Consider the following 18,783-nt stretch of genomic DNA (forward strand, 5'->3'; position numbering starts at 1 on the left):
TCAAAGTTAAAAGACGTAACATTATCCGATATGGGAAGCTTAGCGCGAATGTGAAGAGGGCGTCACCACGCAATGAAACCGCGCACGAAAAATCCGCGCGGGGTGCGAACCGGATTGCCCGTGCCGCGAAAGCCAAATAGCCTGACCATATGGTCAAAACGAAATCCCCTCTTCTCGACGACGTGGCCGCGCAGCGCGATGCGCTGACGGCCCTGTGCCAGGATCTCATCCGCATCCCCACGCTGAACCCGCCGGGCCGCGATTACCTCGAGATCTGCGAAATGCTGGGCGACCGGCTGCGCGACGGGGGCTGGCAGGTGGAGCTCGTGCGGGCCGAAGGGGCGCCGGGCGACAGCGACGCCCATCCGCGCTGGAACATGGTGGCGCGCTACGAGGGCGGCCGACCCGGCGAATGCGTGCATTTCAACTCCCACCACGATGTGGTCGAGGTGGGCAACGGCTGGACGCGCGACCCGTTCGGGGGCGAGATCGCCGACGGACGCGTCTATGGCCGGGGCGCCTGCGACATGAAAGGGGGCCTCGCCGCCAGCGTGATCGCTGCCGAGACCTTCATCGCCGCGCATCCGGAGTTCAACGGCGCGATCGAGATCTCGGCCACCGCAGACGAGGAAACCGGCGGCTACGGCGGGGTCGCCTACCTGGCCGAGCGCGGCTGGTTCGACCCGGACCGCGTCCAGCACGTCATCATCCCCGAACCGCTCAACAAGGACCGGATCTGCCTGGGCCATCGCGGGGTGTGGTGGGCCGAGATCGAGACGAAGGGGCGGATCGCCCACGGCTCCATGCCGTTCCTGGGCGACAGCGCGGTGCGCCACATGGGGGCGGTGCTGGCGGAGATGGAAGAGTCGCTGTTTCCGCTCCTGGCCTCCAAGCACACCGAGATGCCCGTGGTGCCCGACGGCGCGCGCCAGTCCACCCTCAACATCAACTCGATCCACGGTGGCGAGCGCGAGCAGGACCCGAGCTACACCGGCCTGCCGGCGCCGGTCGTCCCGGACCGCTGCCGGATCGTGATCGACCGGCGTTTCCTGATCGAGGAATCCGTGGACGAGGTGAAGGCCGAGGTGCGCGCGCTCCTCGAACGGGTGAAGGCCACGCGGCCCAGCTTCGAATACGAGGTGCGCGAGCTCTTCGAGGTGATCCCCTCGATGACCGACGAGGATGCGCCCGTCGTGCGCTCGACCGCCGCGGCGATCGAGACGGTGCTGGGCCGCATGCCCGACTACGTGGTCAGCCCCGGCACCTACGATCAGAAGCACATCGACCGGATCGGCAAGCTCAAGAACTGCATCGCCTACGGTCCCGGCATCCTCGACCTGGCCCACCAGCCCGACGAATGGGTCGGCATCGACGACATGGTGGACAGCGCGGGCGTCATGGCGCTTGTGCTCGAGGAACTGCTGGGCTGATTTCGCGGCAGCGGGCTGCCGCGACCCGTTGGGGGGAGGCCGGCCTCCCCCCAAACCCCTCTCCGAAGTATTTACGGAACGATGAAGGGGATCAGGTCGCGATCACGTTCAGGATCGCGAAGATGACCCCCGACAGGAGCGCGGCCGCGGGGACCGTGATGATCCAGGCCGCGACGATCGTCATGAAATGCGACCGGCGCACGAGCTTGCGACGGCGCCGTTCCTCTGGCGGGAGGCGGCGCGCGACCCCGTTGTTGCGCGCGTTCTGCCGGTAGCGCCGCTCGGCGTGGTATTCGCGGTAGAAGCCGACACCGAAGACGCCGCCCACGGCGATGTGGGTCGAGGAGACCGGGAGCCCCAGCCAGGAGGCGACGATCACCGTGATCGCGGCCGACAGCGCCACGCAATAGGCGCGCATCGGGTTGAGCTTGGTGATCTGGCTGCCGACCATGCGGATCAGTTTCGGGCCGAAGAAGACGAGCCCGAAGGAGATGCCGAAGGCGCCGATGATCATCACCCAGGTCGGGATCGACACCTTGCCGGCGAATTCGCCCACCTGTTCGGCATGGACGATTGCCGCGAGCGGGCCGACCGCATTGGCCACGTCGTTGGCGCCGTGAGCGAAGGAGAGGAGCGCGGCCGAGATCACCAGCGGCAGGCCGAAGAGGACCTTGAGCGACTTGTTGCGGTTCTCCATCCCCTCGGACTTGCGCCGGATGTAGGGGCGCGACAGCAGCGTCGCGATGACGGCGACGCCGACACCGATCGCGATGGCGGTGATCAGGTCGACCGAGATGATCCTCTTGAGCCCCTTCACGGCGAGATAGGTGGCGAAGGCGCCGGCCATGATGCCGATCAGCACCGGGACCCAGCGGCGCGCGGCGGCGAGCTTGTCGTCGACGTAGATGATGTTGGCCTTGATGAAGGCCAGGAAGCTCGCCGCGATGACGCCGCCCAGGACCGGCGAGATCACCCAGCTGGCCGCGATGGCGCTCATCGAATTCCAGTCCACGGCCGAGAACCCGGCCGCGGCGATCCCGGCGCCCATGACGCCACCCACGACCGAGTGGGTGGTGGATACGGGCGCGCCGATCCACGTGGCGAGGTTGACCCAGAGCGCCGAGGAGATCAGCGCGGCCATCATCGCCCAGACGAAGACGCGCAGGTCGGCGACCGCGTTGGGGTCGATGATGCCCTTGGAGATCGTCGAGACCACGTCGCCGCCGGCGAGAAGCGCGCCCGCGCTTTCGCAGATCGCCGCGATCAGGATGGCCCCGCCCATCGTCAGCGCGTTGGCGCCCACCGCCGGGCCCATGTTGTTGGCCACGTCGTTGGCGCCGATGTTGAGCGCCATGTAGGCGCCGAAACCGGCCGCCGCGATCACCACGAAGCTGCCCGGCTGGAAGCCGAAGAACAGCGCCGCACCGATCCCCGCGATCACGATGAAGGCCAGCGACACCCCGAGGCCCACCATGGGGCGCGAGACATATTGCGTGGCGCGTTCGAGTTGCCCGATCCGGTCGAGGTCCCGATCCAGTGTCTTCCACTGGTTACCGCTTTTCTCGGTCATCCCGGCTGTTACCTGCCTGTTACGTGTCCGTCACAATCGCGAAGCGCCTAGCGCACGGGGCGCACGATTGCAACGCAGGCGTTCAGAACCGGCGCAGCAGGTCCTTGAGACCTTCTTCCTCGACCAGCTGGGCGGCCTCTTCGACCGGCAGCCAGCGCCGTTCGCGTTCGCCGGCCTCGGGAAAGTCATCGGTCACGTCGGCCACCTCGACCGGGTAGACCTGCGTGTCGCAGGGCGTCGGGAGCCCCTCGTCGCGATCCTTGATGTAGTCGAAGGAGCCCAGGGGGGTCTCGCCCACGGACTTGGCTGTGACGCCGGCCTCTTCCCAGGCTTCCTCACGCGCGGACTCGGCCGCGGTCTTGCCCTGCATGGGCCAGCCCTTGGGCAGGATCCACCGTCCCGTGCCACGCGAGGTCACCAGGAGCACCTCCTTGCCGCCGTCGGTCTTGCGGTAGCACAGGGCCGCGACCTGGAACTTGTTGGGGCGCTTGATGAGGGGCTTGAGCACCTCGTCCCACGCCTTTGAAAAAAGGGTCGTCATACGAAACCGCCTGTATTTGTTTTTTTCTTTGGGCGACCAACATACCGGTGAACGGTCGAAAAATCAAATTTTACAGGACTCCGGGCGTGTTGGCGGCCCCGGGGCAGCCTCTCAGCCACCGCGCCGCTTGGCGCGCAGGGTGGGCTGGGCCTCGGCCGGGTTGTCCGGCCAGGGGTGCTTGGGGTAGCGCCCGCGCATGTCCTTGCGCACGTCGTCGTAGGACGTCGCCCAGAAGGCCGGCAGGTCGGTGGTGGTCTGGACCGGGCGGCCCGCGGGCGAGAGCAGCGTGACGCGCAGGGGCGTGCGGCCCACGCGGGGGTGTTCGGTGACGCCGAACATCTCCTGCAGCCGCACCTCGATCTCGGGCACCTCGGCGCCGTAGTCGATCGGGATACGGCGCTCCATCGGCGTCGTGAAATGCGCGGGCGCGGCCCGGTCGAGGCGCTGCATCTGGTCCCAGGTGAGCATCGCGCGCAGCGCGTCGAGGATGTCGAAACGTTTCCACTCCGCCGCCGTGCGCACGCCGGCGAGATGGGGCAGGAGCCAGTCGTCGAGCGTTTCCATGAGCGCCTCGTCCGAGAGGTCCGGCAAGTCCGGGTCGCTGTCGCGCAGGAGCGCGACGCGTGCGCGGAAACGCTGCGCGGCGGGCGAGGGGGTGAGGCCCAGCTGGCGCACGCCCTCCAGCATGGCGCGCGCGACGAGCTCGGGGTCGGCGTTCTTCCAGGCGCGGTCATCGAGCACCAGTGCCCCGAAGCGTTCCTGTTCGCGCGCCACCACGCGTCCGTCGCGTTTCGACCAGTCGCAGACCTTGTGCCAACCGATCGCGTCGCCGTGGACCGCGCGCAGTTCGCCTTCGGTCATCGCGATGGCCTGCCGGATACGGGCTTCGCGCGGGTTGCCGTCGGTGTCGGTCACGACGATCAGGCGCTCGCCGGCCAGCGGATCGCCCTCGTCCAGCATCGCGCCCTTGCCGCCCGACAGGAGGAACCGCGGCTGGTCGCCCTTGCGTCTGAGGCCCACCCGGTCGGGATAGGCGAGCGAAGCCATTTCCGCCGGGCTCATGCGCGGTCGGTCCTTCGCCAGCCGGGCGAGGCGCTTGGCTTCCGCCCGGATGCGCTCCACCGTGCCGCGGTTGGCGTTGTGGCGCGTCGGGTCGCGCAGGGCTGCGAGGCGCAGGGCGAGGTCCACGGACGCGCCGCGCGGCAGCGGGTCGCGTTCGGCCAGCAGCGCGGCGAGATCGGCGGCCCCGCGCCCCGCGCGCGTCAGCATGTGACCCAGACGGGGATGCAGCGGCAGGCGGGCCAGCGTCTTGCCGTGATCGGTGATCCGGCCCCCGTCCAGCGCGCCGAGCTCGGTCAGAAGCGTCCGTGCCTCGGTGAGCACGCCGGGATTCGGCGGCGTCAGGAAGGCGAGGTCGGCGCCATCCCCCGATCCCCAGAGCGCCAGCTCCAGCGCGAGGGGGGCGAGGTCGGCGACCTCGATCTCGGGCGGGGCGAAGGCGGGAAGTGCGCCCTCTTCGCCCCTGGTCCACATCCGGTAGCAGGTGCCGGGCGCCACGCGGCCCGCGCGGCCGCGCCGCTGTTCGGCCTCCGCGCGCGACTCCCGTTCGGTGACGAGCCGCGACATGCCCGAGCCCGGGTCGAACCGGGCCCGCCGGGCCCGGCCCGCGTCCACGACCACGCGCACGTCCTCGATCGTGAGCGAGGTTTCGGCGATCGCGGTCGCCAGCACCACCTTGCGGCCCGAAGTGGCGGGGCGGATCGCGGCGCGCTGGGCCTTCATCTCCATCGCGCCGAAGAGCATGTGGACCTGGCACTCCGCTGGCAGGTCGAGCGCGCCGGCCACCCGGCGGATCTCGCCTTCGCCCGGCAGGAAGACGAGCACGCCGCCCTCGGCCTCGGCCACCGCGCGGGTGACGAGGTCGGTGACGGCCCGGTCGAAGCGCGTCTCTTTCGGCAGCGGCCGGTCGAGCCAGATCGTCTCCACCGGGAACGCGCGCCCCTCGGAGCGGACCACGGGCGCATCATCCATGAGGGCCGCGACGGGCTCGGCATCCAGCGTCGCGGACATGACCACGAGGACGAGGTCGTCGCGCAGCGCCCCGCGCGCTTCCCAGGCGAGTGCGAGGCCCAGGTCGGCGTTGAGAGAGCGTTCGTGGAATTCGTCGAAGATCAGTGCCCCGATCCCCTCGAGCGCGGGGTCGGATTGCAGCATTCGTGTCAGGATGCCCTCGGTCACGACCTCGATCCGGGTGCCCTTGGACACCTTCGCCTCGCCCCGGATGCGGTAGCCGACCGTTTGACCGACCGGCTCGCCCAGGGTCTCGGCCATCCGCTCGGCCGCGGCGCGCGCGGCGAGGCGGCGGGGCTCCAGCATCACGATCCGGCCCGGCACGCGGTCGAGCATCGCGAGCGGGACGCGCGTGGTCTTGCCCGCCCCCGGGGGCGCCATCAGGACAGCGCGCCCCGCCGCTGAAATGGCGTCGAGCAGGTCTGGGATCGCGTCGTCGATGGGCAGCCGTGTCATGCCCCGCGTTATCGGCGCTCGCGCCGGTGCGGGCAAGCGGGCTAGCGGGGGGTCAGCGTGACGGGGCCGTAATCGGTCTCGGTCTCCAGCATCGCCAGCACCAGCCGGTCGCCCCGCGCCTCGTAGGTGGCGGTGAAGGCGTGCTGCCGGGTGTCGGCCATCGCCGCGGCGGAAAAGCCGTCGACCCGGATCAGGGCCCCGCGGCAGATGACCCGTCCGCCCGCGCGCGCCGTTTCCCTCGCGACCACGTCCGTCGTGCGCGCGCCGTCGAAGATGCGCACCCGCAGGGCACATCCGGCCTCGACCGGCCGCGGTGTGAACGCGTAGACCAGCGCGGTGTTCGGATCCCAGCGGGGATCGCCTGGCGCGAAGCGGATGTTGGCGTCGCTGACGCGCGCCCCCGTGTTCATCTGCTCGGCATAGGCGACAGGCTCGGGCATGTGGCCGCGCACCGTTCCCGTGGAGCGCATGAGGAAGCGCACCCGGGCGAGGATGCCGACCACCCCGGTGGTCTGGAACTGGCTTTTGAAATCGAACCGGCCGCCGTCGATCTCGGCATCGACATGGAGCGTGCCGACGGGGAAACCGCGCAGGGCGACGGAGAAGCCTTCGGCCCGCGCGCCCGTCGCGGCGACGGCGAGGAAGAGGGAGAGAGCGAGCAATCTGGGCACCGACATCAGCGACACCTCGTCATGGGAATCAGTTGAAGAAAATGTATCTGACACTCCGAATCTCACGATCTGGCGGCCCTTGGGCAATGATGAATTGTCCCGTTGCTGGACATCATGCGGCATGCGTTGCAAGACGGTCGAAACCGGGAGGGCGCGATGGACATCGAGGATCTTGCGAAACGGGTGAAGGCCGGCGAACGGCGCGCGCTCAGCCGGGCGATCACGCTGGTCGAGAGCGGCCGGGCCGATCACCGCGAGCAGGCCGTCGCGCTTCTGGAAGCCTTGAAGGACGGCGCCGGCGGCGCGATGCGCATCGGCCTCTCGGGCACCCCGGGCGTGGGCAAGTCCACTTTCATCGAGGCCTTCGGCATGTTCCTGGTGAACCGCGGGCTGCGAGTCGCCGTGCTGGCGGTGGATCCGTCTTCGGCCCGCTCCGGCGGGTCGATCCTGGGTGACAAGACCCGGATGGAACAGCTCTCGCGCCACCCCGACGCCTTCATCCGTCCTTCCCCGAGCCAGAGCCACCTCGGCGGCGTCGCGCGCCGCACGCGGGAGGCGGCGGCGATCTGCGAGGCGGCCGGGTTCGACGTGGTGCTGATCGAAACGGTGGGCGTCGGCCAGTCCGAGACGATGGTCGCCGAAATGTCGGATTTGTTCCTGCTTCTGCTCGCCCCGGCGGGCGGGGACGAGCTTCAAGGCGTGAAACGTGGAATCATGGAGATCGCCGACATCATCCTCGTGAACAAGGCGGACGGCGATCTGAAGGCGACTGCCACGCGCACCTGTGCCGATTATTCCGGCGCACTGAAGCTCCTGCGCAAGCGCCCGCAGGACCCGGAGGGCTACCCCAAGGCGATGACGGTTTCGGCGGTCACGCAGGACGGGCTCGAGGATGCGTGGGAGGCGATGGTCGCGCTCTCCGACTGGCGCAAGGAAACCGGCCACTGGGAGGCGCGGCGCGCCGCACAGGCCCGCCATTGGTTCAACGACCACCTGCGCGCCGGGCTCCTGGCCCGGCTCGAGGAAGACCCCGCAATCCGCGATCTCGTGCGCCGGCGCGGCGAAGAGGTGGAGGCGGGAACGATCTCGCCCACCGCCGCCGCGGACGAGGTTCTGGACGCCCTGCGCGGCGCCTGAACGTCCCCGGGTCACGGCGCGGTGACTTGGCCTTTGTGCCGGGCGCGCCTAGTTAGGTGGGGATGCGCATCTCGAACCTGATCGACCCGTTCCGCGCGGCGGACGGTCCCCCTCCGGGCACGCTCCTCGCCTTCGTGCGCTGGACGCTCAAGGGCGCGTGGCCGGTTCTGATCGTGGCGGCGGTCGTGTCGGTGCTGGCGGGCCTTTCGGAAACCGGCACCGCCTGGGTGCTGGGGCGGGTGATCGACGGGGTCACGGCGAGCGGGCGCGAGAACTTCTTCTCCACCGACAACCTCGTGCTCTTCGCGGTCGCACTGGGTTTCTTCATGGTGCTGCGCCCCGCGATCTTCGCGTTGTCGAACCTGATGACCCAGGTCGTCGTCACGCCCGCCATCGCACCGCTGGTCATCATGCGCCTGCACCGCTGGATGCTGGGCCAGTCGGTCGATTTCTTCGACAGCGACTTCGCCGGTCGGCTTGCCCAGAAGCAGGCGCAGACCTCGAACGCGATGACCAACCTCGTGGTCGAGTCGATCAACGTCGTGGCCTTCGCGCTGGCCTCCGTGCTCGGGGCCTTCGCGTTGGTGGCCTCCATCGACCTGTGGCTCGCGCCGCTCTTCCTGCTGTGGTTCGCGGGCTATGCCGCGGTGATCGGGTATTTCCTGCCCAAGGTGCGCCAGCGGTCCAAGAAACGCGCGGCGGCGCGGGCGGTGGTCACCGGCACTGTGGTCGACACGATCACCAACATCCGCACCGTGAAGCTCTTCGCGAACGCGGGACACGAGGACGAATCCGCCCTCGGCGCCGTGAAGGATTTCCGCGAAACCGTGATCCACTTCGGCCGTCTCTCGGCCACCTTCCGGTTGGTCCTGATGACGCTGGCCGGCACGCTGCCCGTGCTTCTCGTCACCGGCGCCGCGGTCGCATGGCAGGCGGGCAGCGCGACCGCCGGGGACATCGTCGCGGCGGGGACCGTCTCGGTCCGGCTCGCGCAGATGACCGGCTGGGTGAGCTTCGCGCTGATGAGCCTCTACCGCGACATCGGCGAGATCGAGGACGGGATGCGCACCCTGACCCCGGACCACCAACTGCGCGACGCACCGGGGGCGACACCGCTCGAGATCGACGGGGGCGCGATCCGCTTCGACAACGTGGATTTCGCCTACGGCCGCATGAAGGGCGGGGTCGAGGGGATCGACCTGACCGTTCACGCGGGCGAAAAGCTTGCCATCGTCGGCCCGTCCGGCGCGGGGAAATCGACGCTCGTCTCGCTCCTCCTGCGGCTCTACGACCCCGAGGCGGGGCGTATCACCATCGATGGCCAGGACATCGCACACGTCACGCAGGACAGCCTGCGCCGTGCCATCGGCATGGTCACGCAGGACACCGCGATGTTCAATCGCTCGGCCTGGGACAACATCCAGTACGGCGACCCGGCCGCGGACGAAGAGGCGGTGATCCGCGCCGCCGAGCGGGCCGAGGCGCATGATTTCGTCTCGGACCTCGAAGATGCCGACGGGCGCGAAGGCTATGCCGCGCACCTGGGCGAACGGGGCGTGAAGCTGTCGGGCGGCCAGCGTCAGCGCATCGCCATCGCCCGCGCGATCCTCAAGGACGCCCCGATCCTCGTGCTGGACGAGGCGACCTCGGCGCTCGACAGCGCGGTCGAGGGGGCGATCCAGGAAACGCTCTACGAGGTGATGGCCGACAAGACGGTGATCGCCATCGCGCACCGGTTGTCGACGATTTCACACATGGACCGGATCGTCGTGCTCGACGACGGCCGCATCGCGGAAACCGGCACCCATTCCGAGCTGCTGGCCCAGGGCGGGATCTATGCCGATCTCTGGGCGCGCCAGTCGGGCGGGTTCCTGGCCGACGAGGCGGCCGAGTGAGCCTCAGTCGCGCACCGGCTTGAGCCAGATCGCCATCGTGGCCACCGCGCAGATCGCGACGAAGATCGTGGTGGCGGCGGTGACGCCGGTCCATTCCGTCACCGTCGAGATCGCGAAGGCGAGGAACGAGGTCGACGCGGTCCCCGCCAGCATCCAGATCGACATGACGCGCCCGCGGTACTCGTCCTCGAGCCGCGCCTGCACGCCGATCTGGAGCGACACGCCCACGAAGGTCGATGCGAAGCCGACCATCGCGGCGGGCGGCAGCGCCCATTCGAAGCTCGGGGCGTAGACCAGCCCCAGTGCGCCGATGAAGCCGATCCAGATCACGGCCAGCCGCAGGGGCCGGTTGCGCACCAGCCGGTTGCCCGCGACGACCTGGAAGATCGCCGCGACCAACGCGCCGCCGCCCACCGCCGAGGTCATGAGCCCGAGGCCCGACGCCCCGCGCGCGAACTGGCCGTCCGCGATCAGCGCGAGGATTTCCGAGATCCCGCGGCTGAGCCCGATGGCGGTCACCGCGAGCAGGATCGACCGGCGGATCGGCCAGCGCGTCCACACGACGGTGAACCCCTGCTTGAGGTCGTCGCGCAGTGCGCCGTGGCGGCTATGGTCGCCTTCGCGCGGGCGCAGGGCCGGGGCGATGAGCACGTTGGGTATGGCCAGCGCGATGCCCAGCAGCGACGTGGGCAGCGTGCCGACCTGCGCGATCAGCGTCCCTCCGATCGCCGGGGCGAGCAGGCGGCCGACGTTGAAGTTGAGCGCGGCGAGCGCGACGACCGACCCGATCGCCGGCCGCTCGACCAACCTTGGGCCCAGAGACTGGCGCACCGGGTGGTAGGCGGACATCACCGCCCCGAAGAGCAGTGCGACGAGGAACAGGGGCACCGGCGTGAGCACGTCGAGCGCCAGGAGCGTGGACAGGAGGAGCGGCACGGCGAGAAGCGCGAGCGTCACCCGCGCGAAGGCGACCCGCGTGCTCATCCGGTCGATGATCGCCCCGAAGAACGGCCCGATCAGCGCGACCGGCAGCAGCGTGGTGGCCGCGATCAGCCCGACGAAAGAGGGCGAATTGGTCAGGTCCCAGGCGAGCCAGGCCAGCAGGATGCGCGTCACCCACCCGCCGTTGGTGCCGCAGACCGCGCCCATGTAGTAGAGGCGGAACGCCGGGTAGGCGAGGGCGCGGGGGCTCGGGTCCCGGACGGGTGTCGTGCGGTCTGTCATGGCGCGGTTAGATGCCATCGCGCGCGCCTGTGCAAGGTGGCCGGTCGCGCGCCGGGTTTCGAAGGGGGCGGGGCCGACTGTCGCACGACGTGACGCGCGGAACGCCAAGGGGCGCGCGAATGTTCCCGGAAAAATCCGCCTTTTCAGGGGTTTGGCAATTCGCCGCCGGTGGCGCCGGGGCAGGGGCAGAATTTCGCTGATGTCCGCAATCGCGGTGGAACGGACCGGCTGCGCAGCGGTTGTGCGTCCAGATGCTGCGGGCCGGATAGGGCCCGCGCAACAAAGAAGATGGAGAAAGAGAAATGCTTAACAAGACTCTTCTGCTCGGGTCCGCTGCGGCCCTGACCCTCACGACCGGCGCCGCGATGGCGCAGGACGGTACCGCTTCGGCGACCACCGACCTGAACCTGCGCATGGGCCCCGGCCCGAAATACAAGATCGTCGACGTGATCCCCGCCGAGGGCATGGTCGACCTGAACGGTTGCGTCGCAGGCGGCGGCTGGTGCGAAGTCACCTTCGAAGGTGAAACCGGCTGGGCCTATTCGACCTACCTCCAGGTCGAGGAAAAGCCCGTGGCCGAGATCGAGACCGTCGAGGTCGTCGAGTATGACGCCAACGCTGACGCGGAAGAAGCCGCGCTGGCGACCGGTGCGGCCGGTGCCGCGGTCGGCGCTGCGCTGGGCGGCCCCGTGGGCGCTGTCGTCGGCGGGATCGCCGGGACGGCTGCCGGCGGCACCATCGGCGAGATCGACGATGAAGTCGTCACCTACGTCGAGGCCAACCCGGTCGAGCCGATCTTCCTTTCGGGTGAACCGGTGGTCGGCGTGACCGTGCCGCAGGAGGTGCGCCTCCACACGGTGCCGGACTACGACCAGTACGCCTATGCCAACGTGAACGGCGACACCGTGATCATCGACGGTGAAACCCGCGCGATCGTGCGCGTGGTGCGGTAACCCCTGCCCGCAACCACCCACGTTCCGGCGGCCCGCGTCCTCCCCGCGGGCCGCCTTCTTTTTTCCCACATGCTGTGGGTCTTCACGTTTTGGGAACAAAATGCAGGCAGAATCGTTGTGAACGAAATCGAGAGGACAGTGACATGACTGCGAGCATTCATTTTCTTCGCCCGTTCCACGAGGCGCGCCTGGACGACATTCCCCTGATCTGGACCCTGCCACCCGACGCGGCCACGGGCATCGTGATCCACGTTCCCGACTTCGGGCAGCGGCGGGAAGAGACCGCGCCGCTCCTCGGGCTCTTCAACCAGGAAGGCAAGATCGCGGTGTCGCTCGACCTTGCCCGCCACGGCGCGCGCGGCGACGGGGCCGGGGATTTGCGGGAGGCCGCCCAGGCCGACTACGCCCGCCTGATCTGGACCATCCTCGGTGAAACCGTTCTCGACATTCCCACCGTCAGCACCTGGGCGCGCAGCCGCTTCGGTGACCTGCCGCTGTCGTTGTCCGGTTTCGGCCTGGGCGGTGACGTGGCGCTCGCGGCCGGGCGCATGGTGAGCGACCTGGCCGATCTGACGGTCGTCGGCGCTTCGCCCGACTGGACCTGCCCGCTGCCGGAGTTCGACGAACTCACCGGTGCGCCGGACACGCGGGCCATGCTGTTTCGCCGCATGCTGGAGCCCATGACCCATGCCGCCGACTACGCCGGCTGCCCGATGCATTTCCTGCGCATCGGCGGGAGCGAGCGGGCCGCGGCCATCGACGCGTTCAAGGCCCAGGTCTTCGACCTGTCGGCCGAGGAGGGCGGCGAAATCGTCACCACGACGCTCGCCGCCCGCGAGGGTGTCGATTTCGCCGACCCCGCGATATGGTGGCCACACATCGGGTCGCTCGCCGCGTGAAGCGAAAACCCCCGCTTTCATGGGGCCGACTCACTTGACGGAGTGGCGAAAGCGGCTTAATAGCCCCGGACGGAATTCGGGGCGCTGCCGCGGCGGCGCCCGTTTGTATTGACTGGCAAGTCTGGATATATGGGCGAGGACGCCCCCGGAAACTGCCCAATAGATGAGGATGAACCCATGTCGCGCGTCTGCGAACTGACTGGCAAAGGCCCGGCCGTTGGCAACAACGTCAGCCACGCCAACAACAAGACCAAGCGCCGGTTTCTGCCGAACCTGAACGACGTGTCGCTCGTGTCGGAAACCCTCGGTCGCCCGATCAAGCTGCGCATCTCGGCCTCGGCCCTGCGCACCGTCGACCACCGTGGTGGTCTGGACAAGTTCCTCGCCAAGGCGAAGGACAGCGAGCTGTCGGCGAAAGCGCTCAAAGTGAAAAAAGAGATCGCGAAGGCCCAGGCTTCGGCCTGATCCACGTCGCAATCGTGAAAGACGGCCCTGCCTTCCGGCGGGGCCGTTTTCGTTTGCCCGACTGCGTGTCCCGCGTTGGGGCCCGCCCCGGTGCGCGGGGCGGGGTGACGTGATCAGGGGCGCGTGCCCTGCGCCAGCTTGGTCATGCCGGGGATCAGTGGGGCCACATCCACGTTCTCGAACCCGGCGTGCTCCAGCGCCCCCGCAAGCCACGCATCGTCGAGCGAGCGCGCTTCCGGCGTGAAGGCGGTGTGCTGCAGCTGCCAGAGCGCCGTGTTCTTCGGGCCGGTGTGGTCCGCATCCACCACGAAGTCGTGAATCAGCAGCCGCCCGCCCGGGGCAAGGTGGTCATAGGCGCGCGCGATCAGGTCCGCGTGGGTGTGATCGGGCACGCCCGAGAAGAGGTAGGACATGAGGATCACGTCCTGTCCCGTGGGCCACTCGGCCTCCAGCGCGTTGCCTTCACGGTAGGCGATGCGCGCCGAAAGCCCCGCCTCTTCGACGTATTCGCGGCCAAGGCTCGCCACGTTCGGGAAATCGAGGATCGTCGCGGTCAGCTCCGGGTTGGCCTTGCACAGAGTGATCGCCATCGCGCCGGTGCCGCCGCCCACGTCGAGGAGCTTGCGCGCTCCCGACAGGTCGACGCGCTTGGCAAGGCCCCGGGCCGGACCCAGCGACCCGGCGTGCTGGCTTTCCGAGTAGAGCCGCGCTTCTTCGGCATCGGAGAACCAGGTGTCGTAGCTGTCGGTCGCATCCTCGTCGAGCTCGTCCTTCAGCGCGGGCTCGATCTGGTCCATCAGCGGATACATCTGCTGGCCAACCTGGCGCGACAGGTAATCGCTGAAATCGTACTTGGCGCCCTTCACCAGGAACGCCTCCGCCGCCTGTGAATTGGCGAAGAGGTCGCCATCCGCGGTGGTGAGCCCGAGACTCGTCAGCGCGGTCATGAGCGTCCGGCAACGCTCTGGCGGAAGCCCGGCGGCCTCGGCGATGGCGTCGGCCGTGCGAGGACCGTCGGCCAGGATGGTGAATATGTCGAACCGGATCGCGGCGAAGAGTGCCTTCGATCCCATGTAGGCGAACGCGATGTCGGAAATTTCCTCGGCTTCGGTCAGGCCGGCCATGATCATCCTCTCTGTTGGTATGCGCTTACCTTACGGGGCCGGGGCCGGAAGACCAAGCAGGTCGCGCCCCTGCGACATGGCGTGCCTTGCGGGTACCGCCGGCACGGCGATAGAAGGGACGCCATGAAACCGGTCCTGGCCCTCTCCCTGTCGCTCATCGTCGCCGTCGCGGGTGTCCTGCTCGCCGGTGCCAAGGGCGCGCCTGCGGGCATGGGGCAGCAGATCGTCATCTGCACCGGCATGGGGATCAAGACGATCACCCTGGGCGCGGACGGGGAGCCTGTCGAAGAGGTGGACCTGTGCCCCGAGGCGCATTCGATCTTCGCCCAGGCCGCGGACATGCCGCCCGTGCCCGTCTTTGCCCCCCGCGCGATCGGCACCGTCGAGCCCGCGGGCCCGGCGCCCCGTGCGTCGCGCGACGAGCTGGAGCCATCCGCCCGGGGCCCTCCGCGCACGGTCTGATCCCGAACCCATCAGACCCAGGAGACACAACCATGAAACGCACGATCCTCGGCGCCCTCGCCGCCGCCACATTCGCCCTGCCTGCCCTGGCCGAGAGCGAGATCACCATCCTCGATCCCTACGCCCGCGCCGCCGGGATGAACGCCATCGCCGGGGCTGCCTTCTTCGGCATCCAGAACAACGGGGACGAAGACGACCGGCTGGTCGATGTCCGTTCGGACATCGCCAAGCGCACCGAACTGCACACCCACCTTGAGACCGACGAGGGGGTGATGCGGATGACCCATGTCGAAGAGGGGTTCCCGGTCGCTGCCGGAACCATCCACATGCTCCAAAGGGGTGGCGATCACGTCATGTTCATGGGGCTGAACGACCCCATGACGCAGGGTGACAGCTTCACGCTCACGCTGGTCTTCGAGAAGGCGGGCGAGATCGAGGTCGAGGTCCCGGTCGACCTGGAGCGCCAGCCCGGCGACTAGGCCCCGATCACCTCGTCGACCCAGAGCGGCACGATCTGCGACGCCGGCCCGTAGCGGCCGGCGTCGAACAGCCCGTAGGCCTCGCTCGGCTCCAAGTTGAGCTCGAGCGTTTCGGCCCCGGCCCGCTTCGCTTCGGTCACGAAGCCGGCGGCCGGGTAGACGCTGCCGGAGGTGCCGATGGCCACGAAGAGGTCGGCCGTGATCAGCGCATCGTAGATCCGGTCCATGTGGTAGGGCATTTCGCCGAACCAGACCACGTCGGGCCGGGTCGCGGTCGCGTTGCAGGCGGGGCAGGTGTCGCTGACCGCCATCGCCTCGGGCGCGTCCCAACGGTGGTCGCAGGCGGCACAGAGCGCGCGCGACAGTTCCCCATGCATGTGGACCACGCCACGCGCGCCACCACGTTCGTGCAGGTCATCGACGTTCTGGGTGACGAGAAGGGTGTCGGGGCGCGCCGCGGTGAGGCGCCCCAGCGCCTGATGCGCCGCATTCGGTGCGGCACCCCGGCAATTGGCGCGCCGCGCGTCGTAGAAGTCCTGGACCATCTCCGGATTGCGCGCGTAGCCCTCCGGCGTGGCCACGTCGTTCAGGTCGTAGCGGCTCCAGAGCCCGTCCTTGTCGCGAAAGGTGCCCAGCCCGCTTTCGGCCGAAATCCCGGCCCCGGTAAGAATGACGATCGACATGACCCGACCCTAGGATGCTTGACCGGGGCGGGTCCAGCCGCAAGGGTTTCGCGGGGAGGAAACGGGATGAAGACACCGTGGCATCTTTGGGTCGTGGGCGGCCTGTCGCTTCTGTGGAACGCGGGCGGGGCCTATGACTGGGTGATGGCCCATTTCGCGCAGGAGAGCTACCTCGGCATGATGACCCCGGAGCAGCGGGCGTGGTACGCGTCCTTCCCGCCCTGGGCCGAGGCGTTCTGGGCGCTGGGTGCGTGGGGTGCGGTGATCGGGTCGATCCTGCTGCTTCTGCGTTCGGGCTTCGCGCAATTGGCCTTCGTGCTGTCGCTGATCGGGCTGCTGGGCAACACGCTGCATTCCTATTCCAGCATGGGAACCGCGCTGGTCGACACGATGGGCGAGGGCGCGCTGGCCTTCACGGCGGCGCTCATCCTGGTCGCCCTGTTCCTGTGGCTCTACGCCCGCGCGATGACCCGGCGCGGCGTGCTGCGGTAGGGGGCGCCGGTTTTCCGGGGTTGACGATAAGGCGAAACGGGACTCCCGGTTTCACCGGAAAACCGGAAAACCGGAAAACCGGAAAACCGGAAAACCGGAAAACCGGAAAAGTGAAAAATGGGTGAGAGCGGGAGAGACGGAGGCCAACGGGCCGTGTGCCCGTCCGCCCCGCGCAAACCCTCCTACTCGGCCGCGACGAGCCCGCGCCCGCGCAGCAGCGCCTCGACCTCCGGCATCTTGCCCCGGAACGCGGTGTAGAGCACGTCCGCCTCCTCGGTCCCGCCGCGCGACAGGATGTTCGTCTCCAGCCTGTCGGCCATCGCCGGGTCGAACGGGTCGCCGGTTTCGCGGAACGCTTCGAAGGCGTCCTCGTCCATCACTTCGGACCACATGTAGCTGTAGTAGCCCGAGGAATACCCGTCGCCGGAGAACACGTGCGCGAAATGCGGCGTGGCGTGGCGCATGCGGATGGCGCGCGGCATGCCGATCTCTTCGAGCACCTCGGCCTGTTTCTGCATCGGGTCCGCGGGCGCGGCGCCGCGGTGGAACTCCAGGTCGACCAGCGCCGAGGCGACATATTCCACGGTCCGGAACCCGGCATCGTAATTCGCGGTGGCCAGCACCCGGTCGAGCAGGTCGTCGGGCATCGGTTCGCCCGTCCGCGCATGCGTCGCGTATTTCGAAAGCACCTCCGGCACCTCCAGCCAGTGTTCGAACAACTGGCTCGGCAGCTCGACGAAGTCGCGTGCGACCGAGGTGCCCGACAGGCTTTCATAGCGCACGTCCGACAGGATCTGGTGCAGCGCGTGGCCGAACTCGTGAAACAGCGTGCGCGCGTCGTCGTAACTCAGAAGCGCGGGCTTGCCGGGCTCGGGCTTGGCGAAGTTGCAGGTGTTCACCACGATCGGGCGCTGGTCCGCGGCCTTCGACTGGCTGCGCATGGTCGAGCACCACGCGCCCGAGCGCTTCGAGCCGCGCGCGAAGTAGTCACCCATGAACACCGCCAGGTGTTCGCCGTCCCGCGTGACCTCGAAGGCTTTGACATCAGGGTGCGGCACGGCCACGTCGAGCGGCCGGAACTCCAGCCCGAAAAGCCGCCCGGCGACGCCGAACGCGGCCTCGATCATGCGGTCGAGCTGGAAGTAGGGTTTCACCTGCGCTTCATCGAGCGCGAATTCGGCCTGCCGGCGTTTCTCGGAATAATAGTGCCAGTCCCAGGGCTCGAGCGGCGCGGGGTGCCCGTCGGCGACCAGCAGGGCCTCAAGCGCCTCGGCATCGGCGAGGGCCGAGTCACGGGCGGGTGTCCAGACCTGCGTCAACAGCTCGGCCACCGCCTCGGGCGTGCCGGCCATCTCGGGTTCGAGCTTGTAGGCCGCGAAGCTTTCGTAGCCCAGCAGCCTTGCGCGCTCTTCGCGCAGCTTGAGGATCTCGGCCGCGATGGCCCGGTTGTCGGACGCGCCGCCGTTGGCGCCGCGCGACACGTAGGCCTCGTAGGCCCGCTTGCGCAGGGCGCGCCTGGGCGAGGCGGCGAGGAACGGGGTGATGAGCGAACGCGACAGGGTCACGACCGGCCCGCCGACGCCCCGGTCCTCGCCCGCCGCGCGGGCCGTGTCGACCAGGTCTTCGGGCAGCCCCTCGAGGTCGGCCTCGGAAAGCTCCATGTACCACGACCGTTCATCGGCCAGCAGGTTCTGGGTGAACTGGGTGCCGAGCACCGCCAGGCGTTCCATCACCGCGCGGTAGCGGTCCCGGTCGGCCCCTTCGAGCAGCGCGCCCGCGCGCACGAAGCGGCGGCGGGTGACGTGCAGCAGCCGGGCCTGCTCGGCATCGAGGTCGAGCGTCTCGCGCTCCTGCCACAGCGCCTCGATCCGCGCGAACAGGTCCGCGTTCAGCAGGATGTCCGAGGCATAGGCGGCGAGCATCGGCGAGAAGTCCCGCTGTAACGCCTCGCGCCGCTCGTTCGCGTCCGAGCCCGCCAAGTTGAAGAAGACGCCCAGCACCTTCGACAGCGTGGCATCGGCATGTTCCAGCGCCTCGATCGTGTTGGCGAAGGTGGGCGGCTCGTCCGAGCCGGCGATCGCCGCGACGTTGGCGCGCGCCTCCTCCAGCGCGGTCTCGACCGCCGGGGCGAAATCGTCATCGGTGATGGCGTCGAACGGGGGCAGGTTGAAGGGCGTGTCCCAGTCGGACAGAAGCGGGTTGGTCATGGCGCGTCTCCTTTGCGCCAGAGCT

General features: G+C 68.8%; 17 protein-coding genes. 9 read left to right on the plus strand and 8 right to left on the minus strand.

Annotation, left to right across the window (positions count from 1 at the left end; all coding sequences use genetic code 11):
• The first annotated feature begins 149 nt into the window (after window positions 1-149).
• Window positions 150-1,430 carry an acetylornithine deacetylase/succinyl-diaminopimelate desuccinylase family protein gene (locus GQE99_RS05270; protein ID WP_161350543.1) on the plus strand — a complete coding sequence of 427 codons (1,281 nt, stop codon included), beginning with the start codon at window positions 150-152 and terminating at the stop codon, window positions 1,428-1,430.
• 91 nt (window positions 1,431-1,521) lie between these two features.
• Here the strand turns inward: GQE99_RS05270 and GQE99_RS05275 are convergent, their stop codons facing one another.
• From GQE99_RS05275 to GQE99_RS05290, 4 genes are all read right to left on the minus strand, one after another.
• Entirely contained in the window at window positions 1,522-3,000 is a 1,479-nt protein-coding gene (locus GQE99_RS05275) for an inorganic phosphate transporter (RefSeq protein WP_161350544.1), read from the minus strand.
• 82 nt (window positions 3,001-3,082) lie between these two features.
• Complete coding sequence (locus GQE99_RS05280; protein ID WP_161350545.1) at window positions 3,083-3,541, minus strand: NUDIX hydrolase; 459 nt, start codon at window positions 3,539-3,541, stop codon at window positions 3,083-3,085.
• 111 nt (window positions 3,542-3,652) lie between these two features.
• A complete protein-coding gene (hrpB, locus tag GQE99_RS05285; protein WP_161350546.1) occupies window positions 3,653-6,067 on the minus strand; it encodes an ATP-dependent helicase HrpB in 2,415 nt (804 codons plus the stop codon).
• A gap of 41 nt (window positions 6,068-6,108) precedes the next feature.
• Window positions 6,109-6,744, minus strand: coding sequence for a DUF3108 domain-containing protein (locus tag GQE99_RS05290; RefSeq protein WP_161350547.1), 636 nt, complete (start codon window positions 6,742-6,744; stop codon window positions 6,109-6,111).
• A 150-nt stretch (window positions 6,745-6,894) separates the two neighbouring features.
• Between GQE99_RS05290 and meaB the strand changes: the two genes are divergently transcribed.
• Window positions 6,895-7,875, plus strand: coding sequence for a methylmalonyl Co-A mutase-associated GTPase MeaB (meaB, locus tag GQE99_RS05295; RefSeq protein WP_161350548.1), 981 nt, complete (start codon window positions 6,895-6,897; stop codon window positions 7,873-7,875).
• Between the two features lie 62 nt (window positions 7,876-7,937).
• A complete protein-coding gene (locus tag GQE99_RS05300; protein ID WP_161350549.1) occupies window positions 7,938-9,770 on the plus strand; it encodes an ABC transporter ATP-binding protein in 1,833 nt (610 codons plus the stop codon).
• 3 nt (window positions 9,771-9,773) lie between these two features.
• Here the strand turns inward: GQE99_RS05300 and GQE99_RS05305 are convergent, their stop codons facing one another.
• On the minus strand, window positions 9,774-10,994 hold the full coding sequence (locus GQE99_RS05305) for an MFS transporter (protein WP_161350550.1): 1,221 nt from the start codon (window positions 10,992-10,994) through the stop codon (window positions 9,774-9,776).
• Window positions 10,995-11,296: 302 nt separating this feature from the next.
• Between GQE99_RS05305 and GQE99_RS05310 the strand changes: the two genes are divergently transcribed.
• The 3 genes from GQE99_RS05310 (at window position 11,297) to rpmB (ending at window position 13,311) form a co-directional block, all read left to right on the plus strand.
• Window positions 11,297-11,947 carry a DUF1236 domain-containing protein gene (locus tag GQE99_RS05310; RefSeq protein WP_161350551.1) on the plus strand — a complete coding sequence of 217 codons (651 nt, stop codon included), beginning with the start codon at window positions 11,297-11,299 and terminating at the stop codon, window positions 11,945-11,947.
• A 143-nt stretch (window positions 11,948-12,090) separates the two neighbouring features.
• On the plus strand, window positions 12,091-12,846 hold the full coding sequence (locus GQE99_RS05315; RefSeq protein WP_161350552.1) for a hypothetical protein: 756 nt from the start codon (window positions 12,091-12,093) through the stop codon (window positions 12,844-12,846).
• Between the two features lie 177 nt (window positions 12,847-13,023).
• Complete coding sequence (rpmB, locus tag GQE99_RS05320) at window positions 13,024-13,311, plus strand: 50S ribosomal protein L28 (protein ID WP_161350810.1); 288 nt, start codon at window positions 13,024-13,026, stop codon at window positions 13,309-13,311.
• Between the two features lie 113 nt (window positions 13,312-13,424).
• Here the strand turns inward: rpmB and GQE99_RS05325 are convergent, their stop codons facing one another.
• Window positions 13,425-14,435 (minus strand): methyltransferase, encoded by a 1,011-nt coding sequence (locus GQE99_RS05325; RefSeq protein ID WP_161350553.1) that lies wholly within the window; start codon window positions 14,433-14,435, stop codon window positions 13,425-13,427.
• A 123-nt stretch (window positions 14,436-14,558) separates the two neighbouring features.
• Between GQE99_RS05325 and GQE99_RS05330 the strand changes: the two genes are divergently transcribed.
• Window positions 14,559-14,897 carry a hypothetical protein gene (locus tag GQE99_RS05330; protein WP_161350554.1) on the plus strand — a complete coding sequence of 113 codons (339 nt, stop codon included), beginning with the start codon at window positions 14,559-14,561 and terminating at the stop codon, window positions 14,895-14,897.
• A gap of 32 nt (window positions 14,898-14,929) precedes the next feature.
• The gene (locus tag GQE99_RS05335; RefSeq protein ID WP_161350555.1) at window positions 14,930-15,376 is read left to right on the plus strand and encodes a copper chaperone PCu(A)C; all 447 of its coding nucleotides are present in this window, start codon (window positions 14,930-14,932) and stop codon (window positions 15,374-15,376) included.
• Here GQE99_RS05335 and GQE99_RS05340 read toward each other — a convergent pair.
• Window positions 15,373-16,059, minus strand: coding sequence for an NAD-dependent deacylase (locus GQE99_RS05340; protein ID WP_161350556.1), 687 nt, complete (start codon window positions 16,057-16,059; stop codon window positions 15,373-15,375). The two genes, GQE99_RS05335 and GQE99_RS05340, sit on opposite strands and share 4 nt — an antisense overlap.
• Before the next feature lie 66 nt (window positions 16,060-16,125).
• Here GQE99_RS05340 and GQE99_RS05345 point away from each other — a divergent pair, with 66 nt between their 5' ends.
• Window positions 16,126-16,551 (plus strand): hypothetical protein, encoded by a 426-nt coding sequence (locus GQE99_RS05345; protein ID WP_161350557.1) that lies wholly within the window; start codon window positions 16,126-16,128, stop codon window positions 16,549-16,551.
• 182 nt (window positions 16,552-16,733) lie between these two features.
• Here GQE99_RS05345 and GQE99_RS05350 read toward each other — a convergent pair whose 3' ends face one another.
• Window positions 16,734-18,758 carry a M3 family metallopeptidase gene (locus tag GQE99_RS05350; protein ID WP_161350558.1) on the minus strand — a complete coding sequence of 675 codons (2,025 nt, stop codon included), beginning with the start codon at window positions 18,756-18,758 and terminating at the stop codon, window positions 16,734-16,736.
• Between the last annotated feature and the right edge of the window lie 25 nt (window positions 18,759-18,783).

It is taken from the genome of Maritimibacter harenae, from assembly GCF_009882975.1.
Lineage (GTDB): Bacteria > Pseudomonadota > Alphaproteobacteria > Rhodobacterales > Rhodobacteraceae > Maritimibacter > Maritimibacter harenae.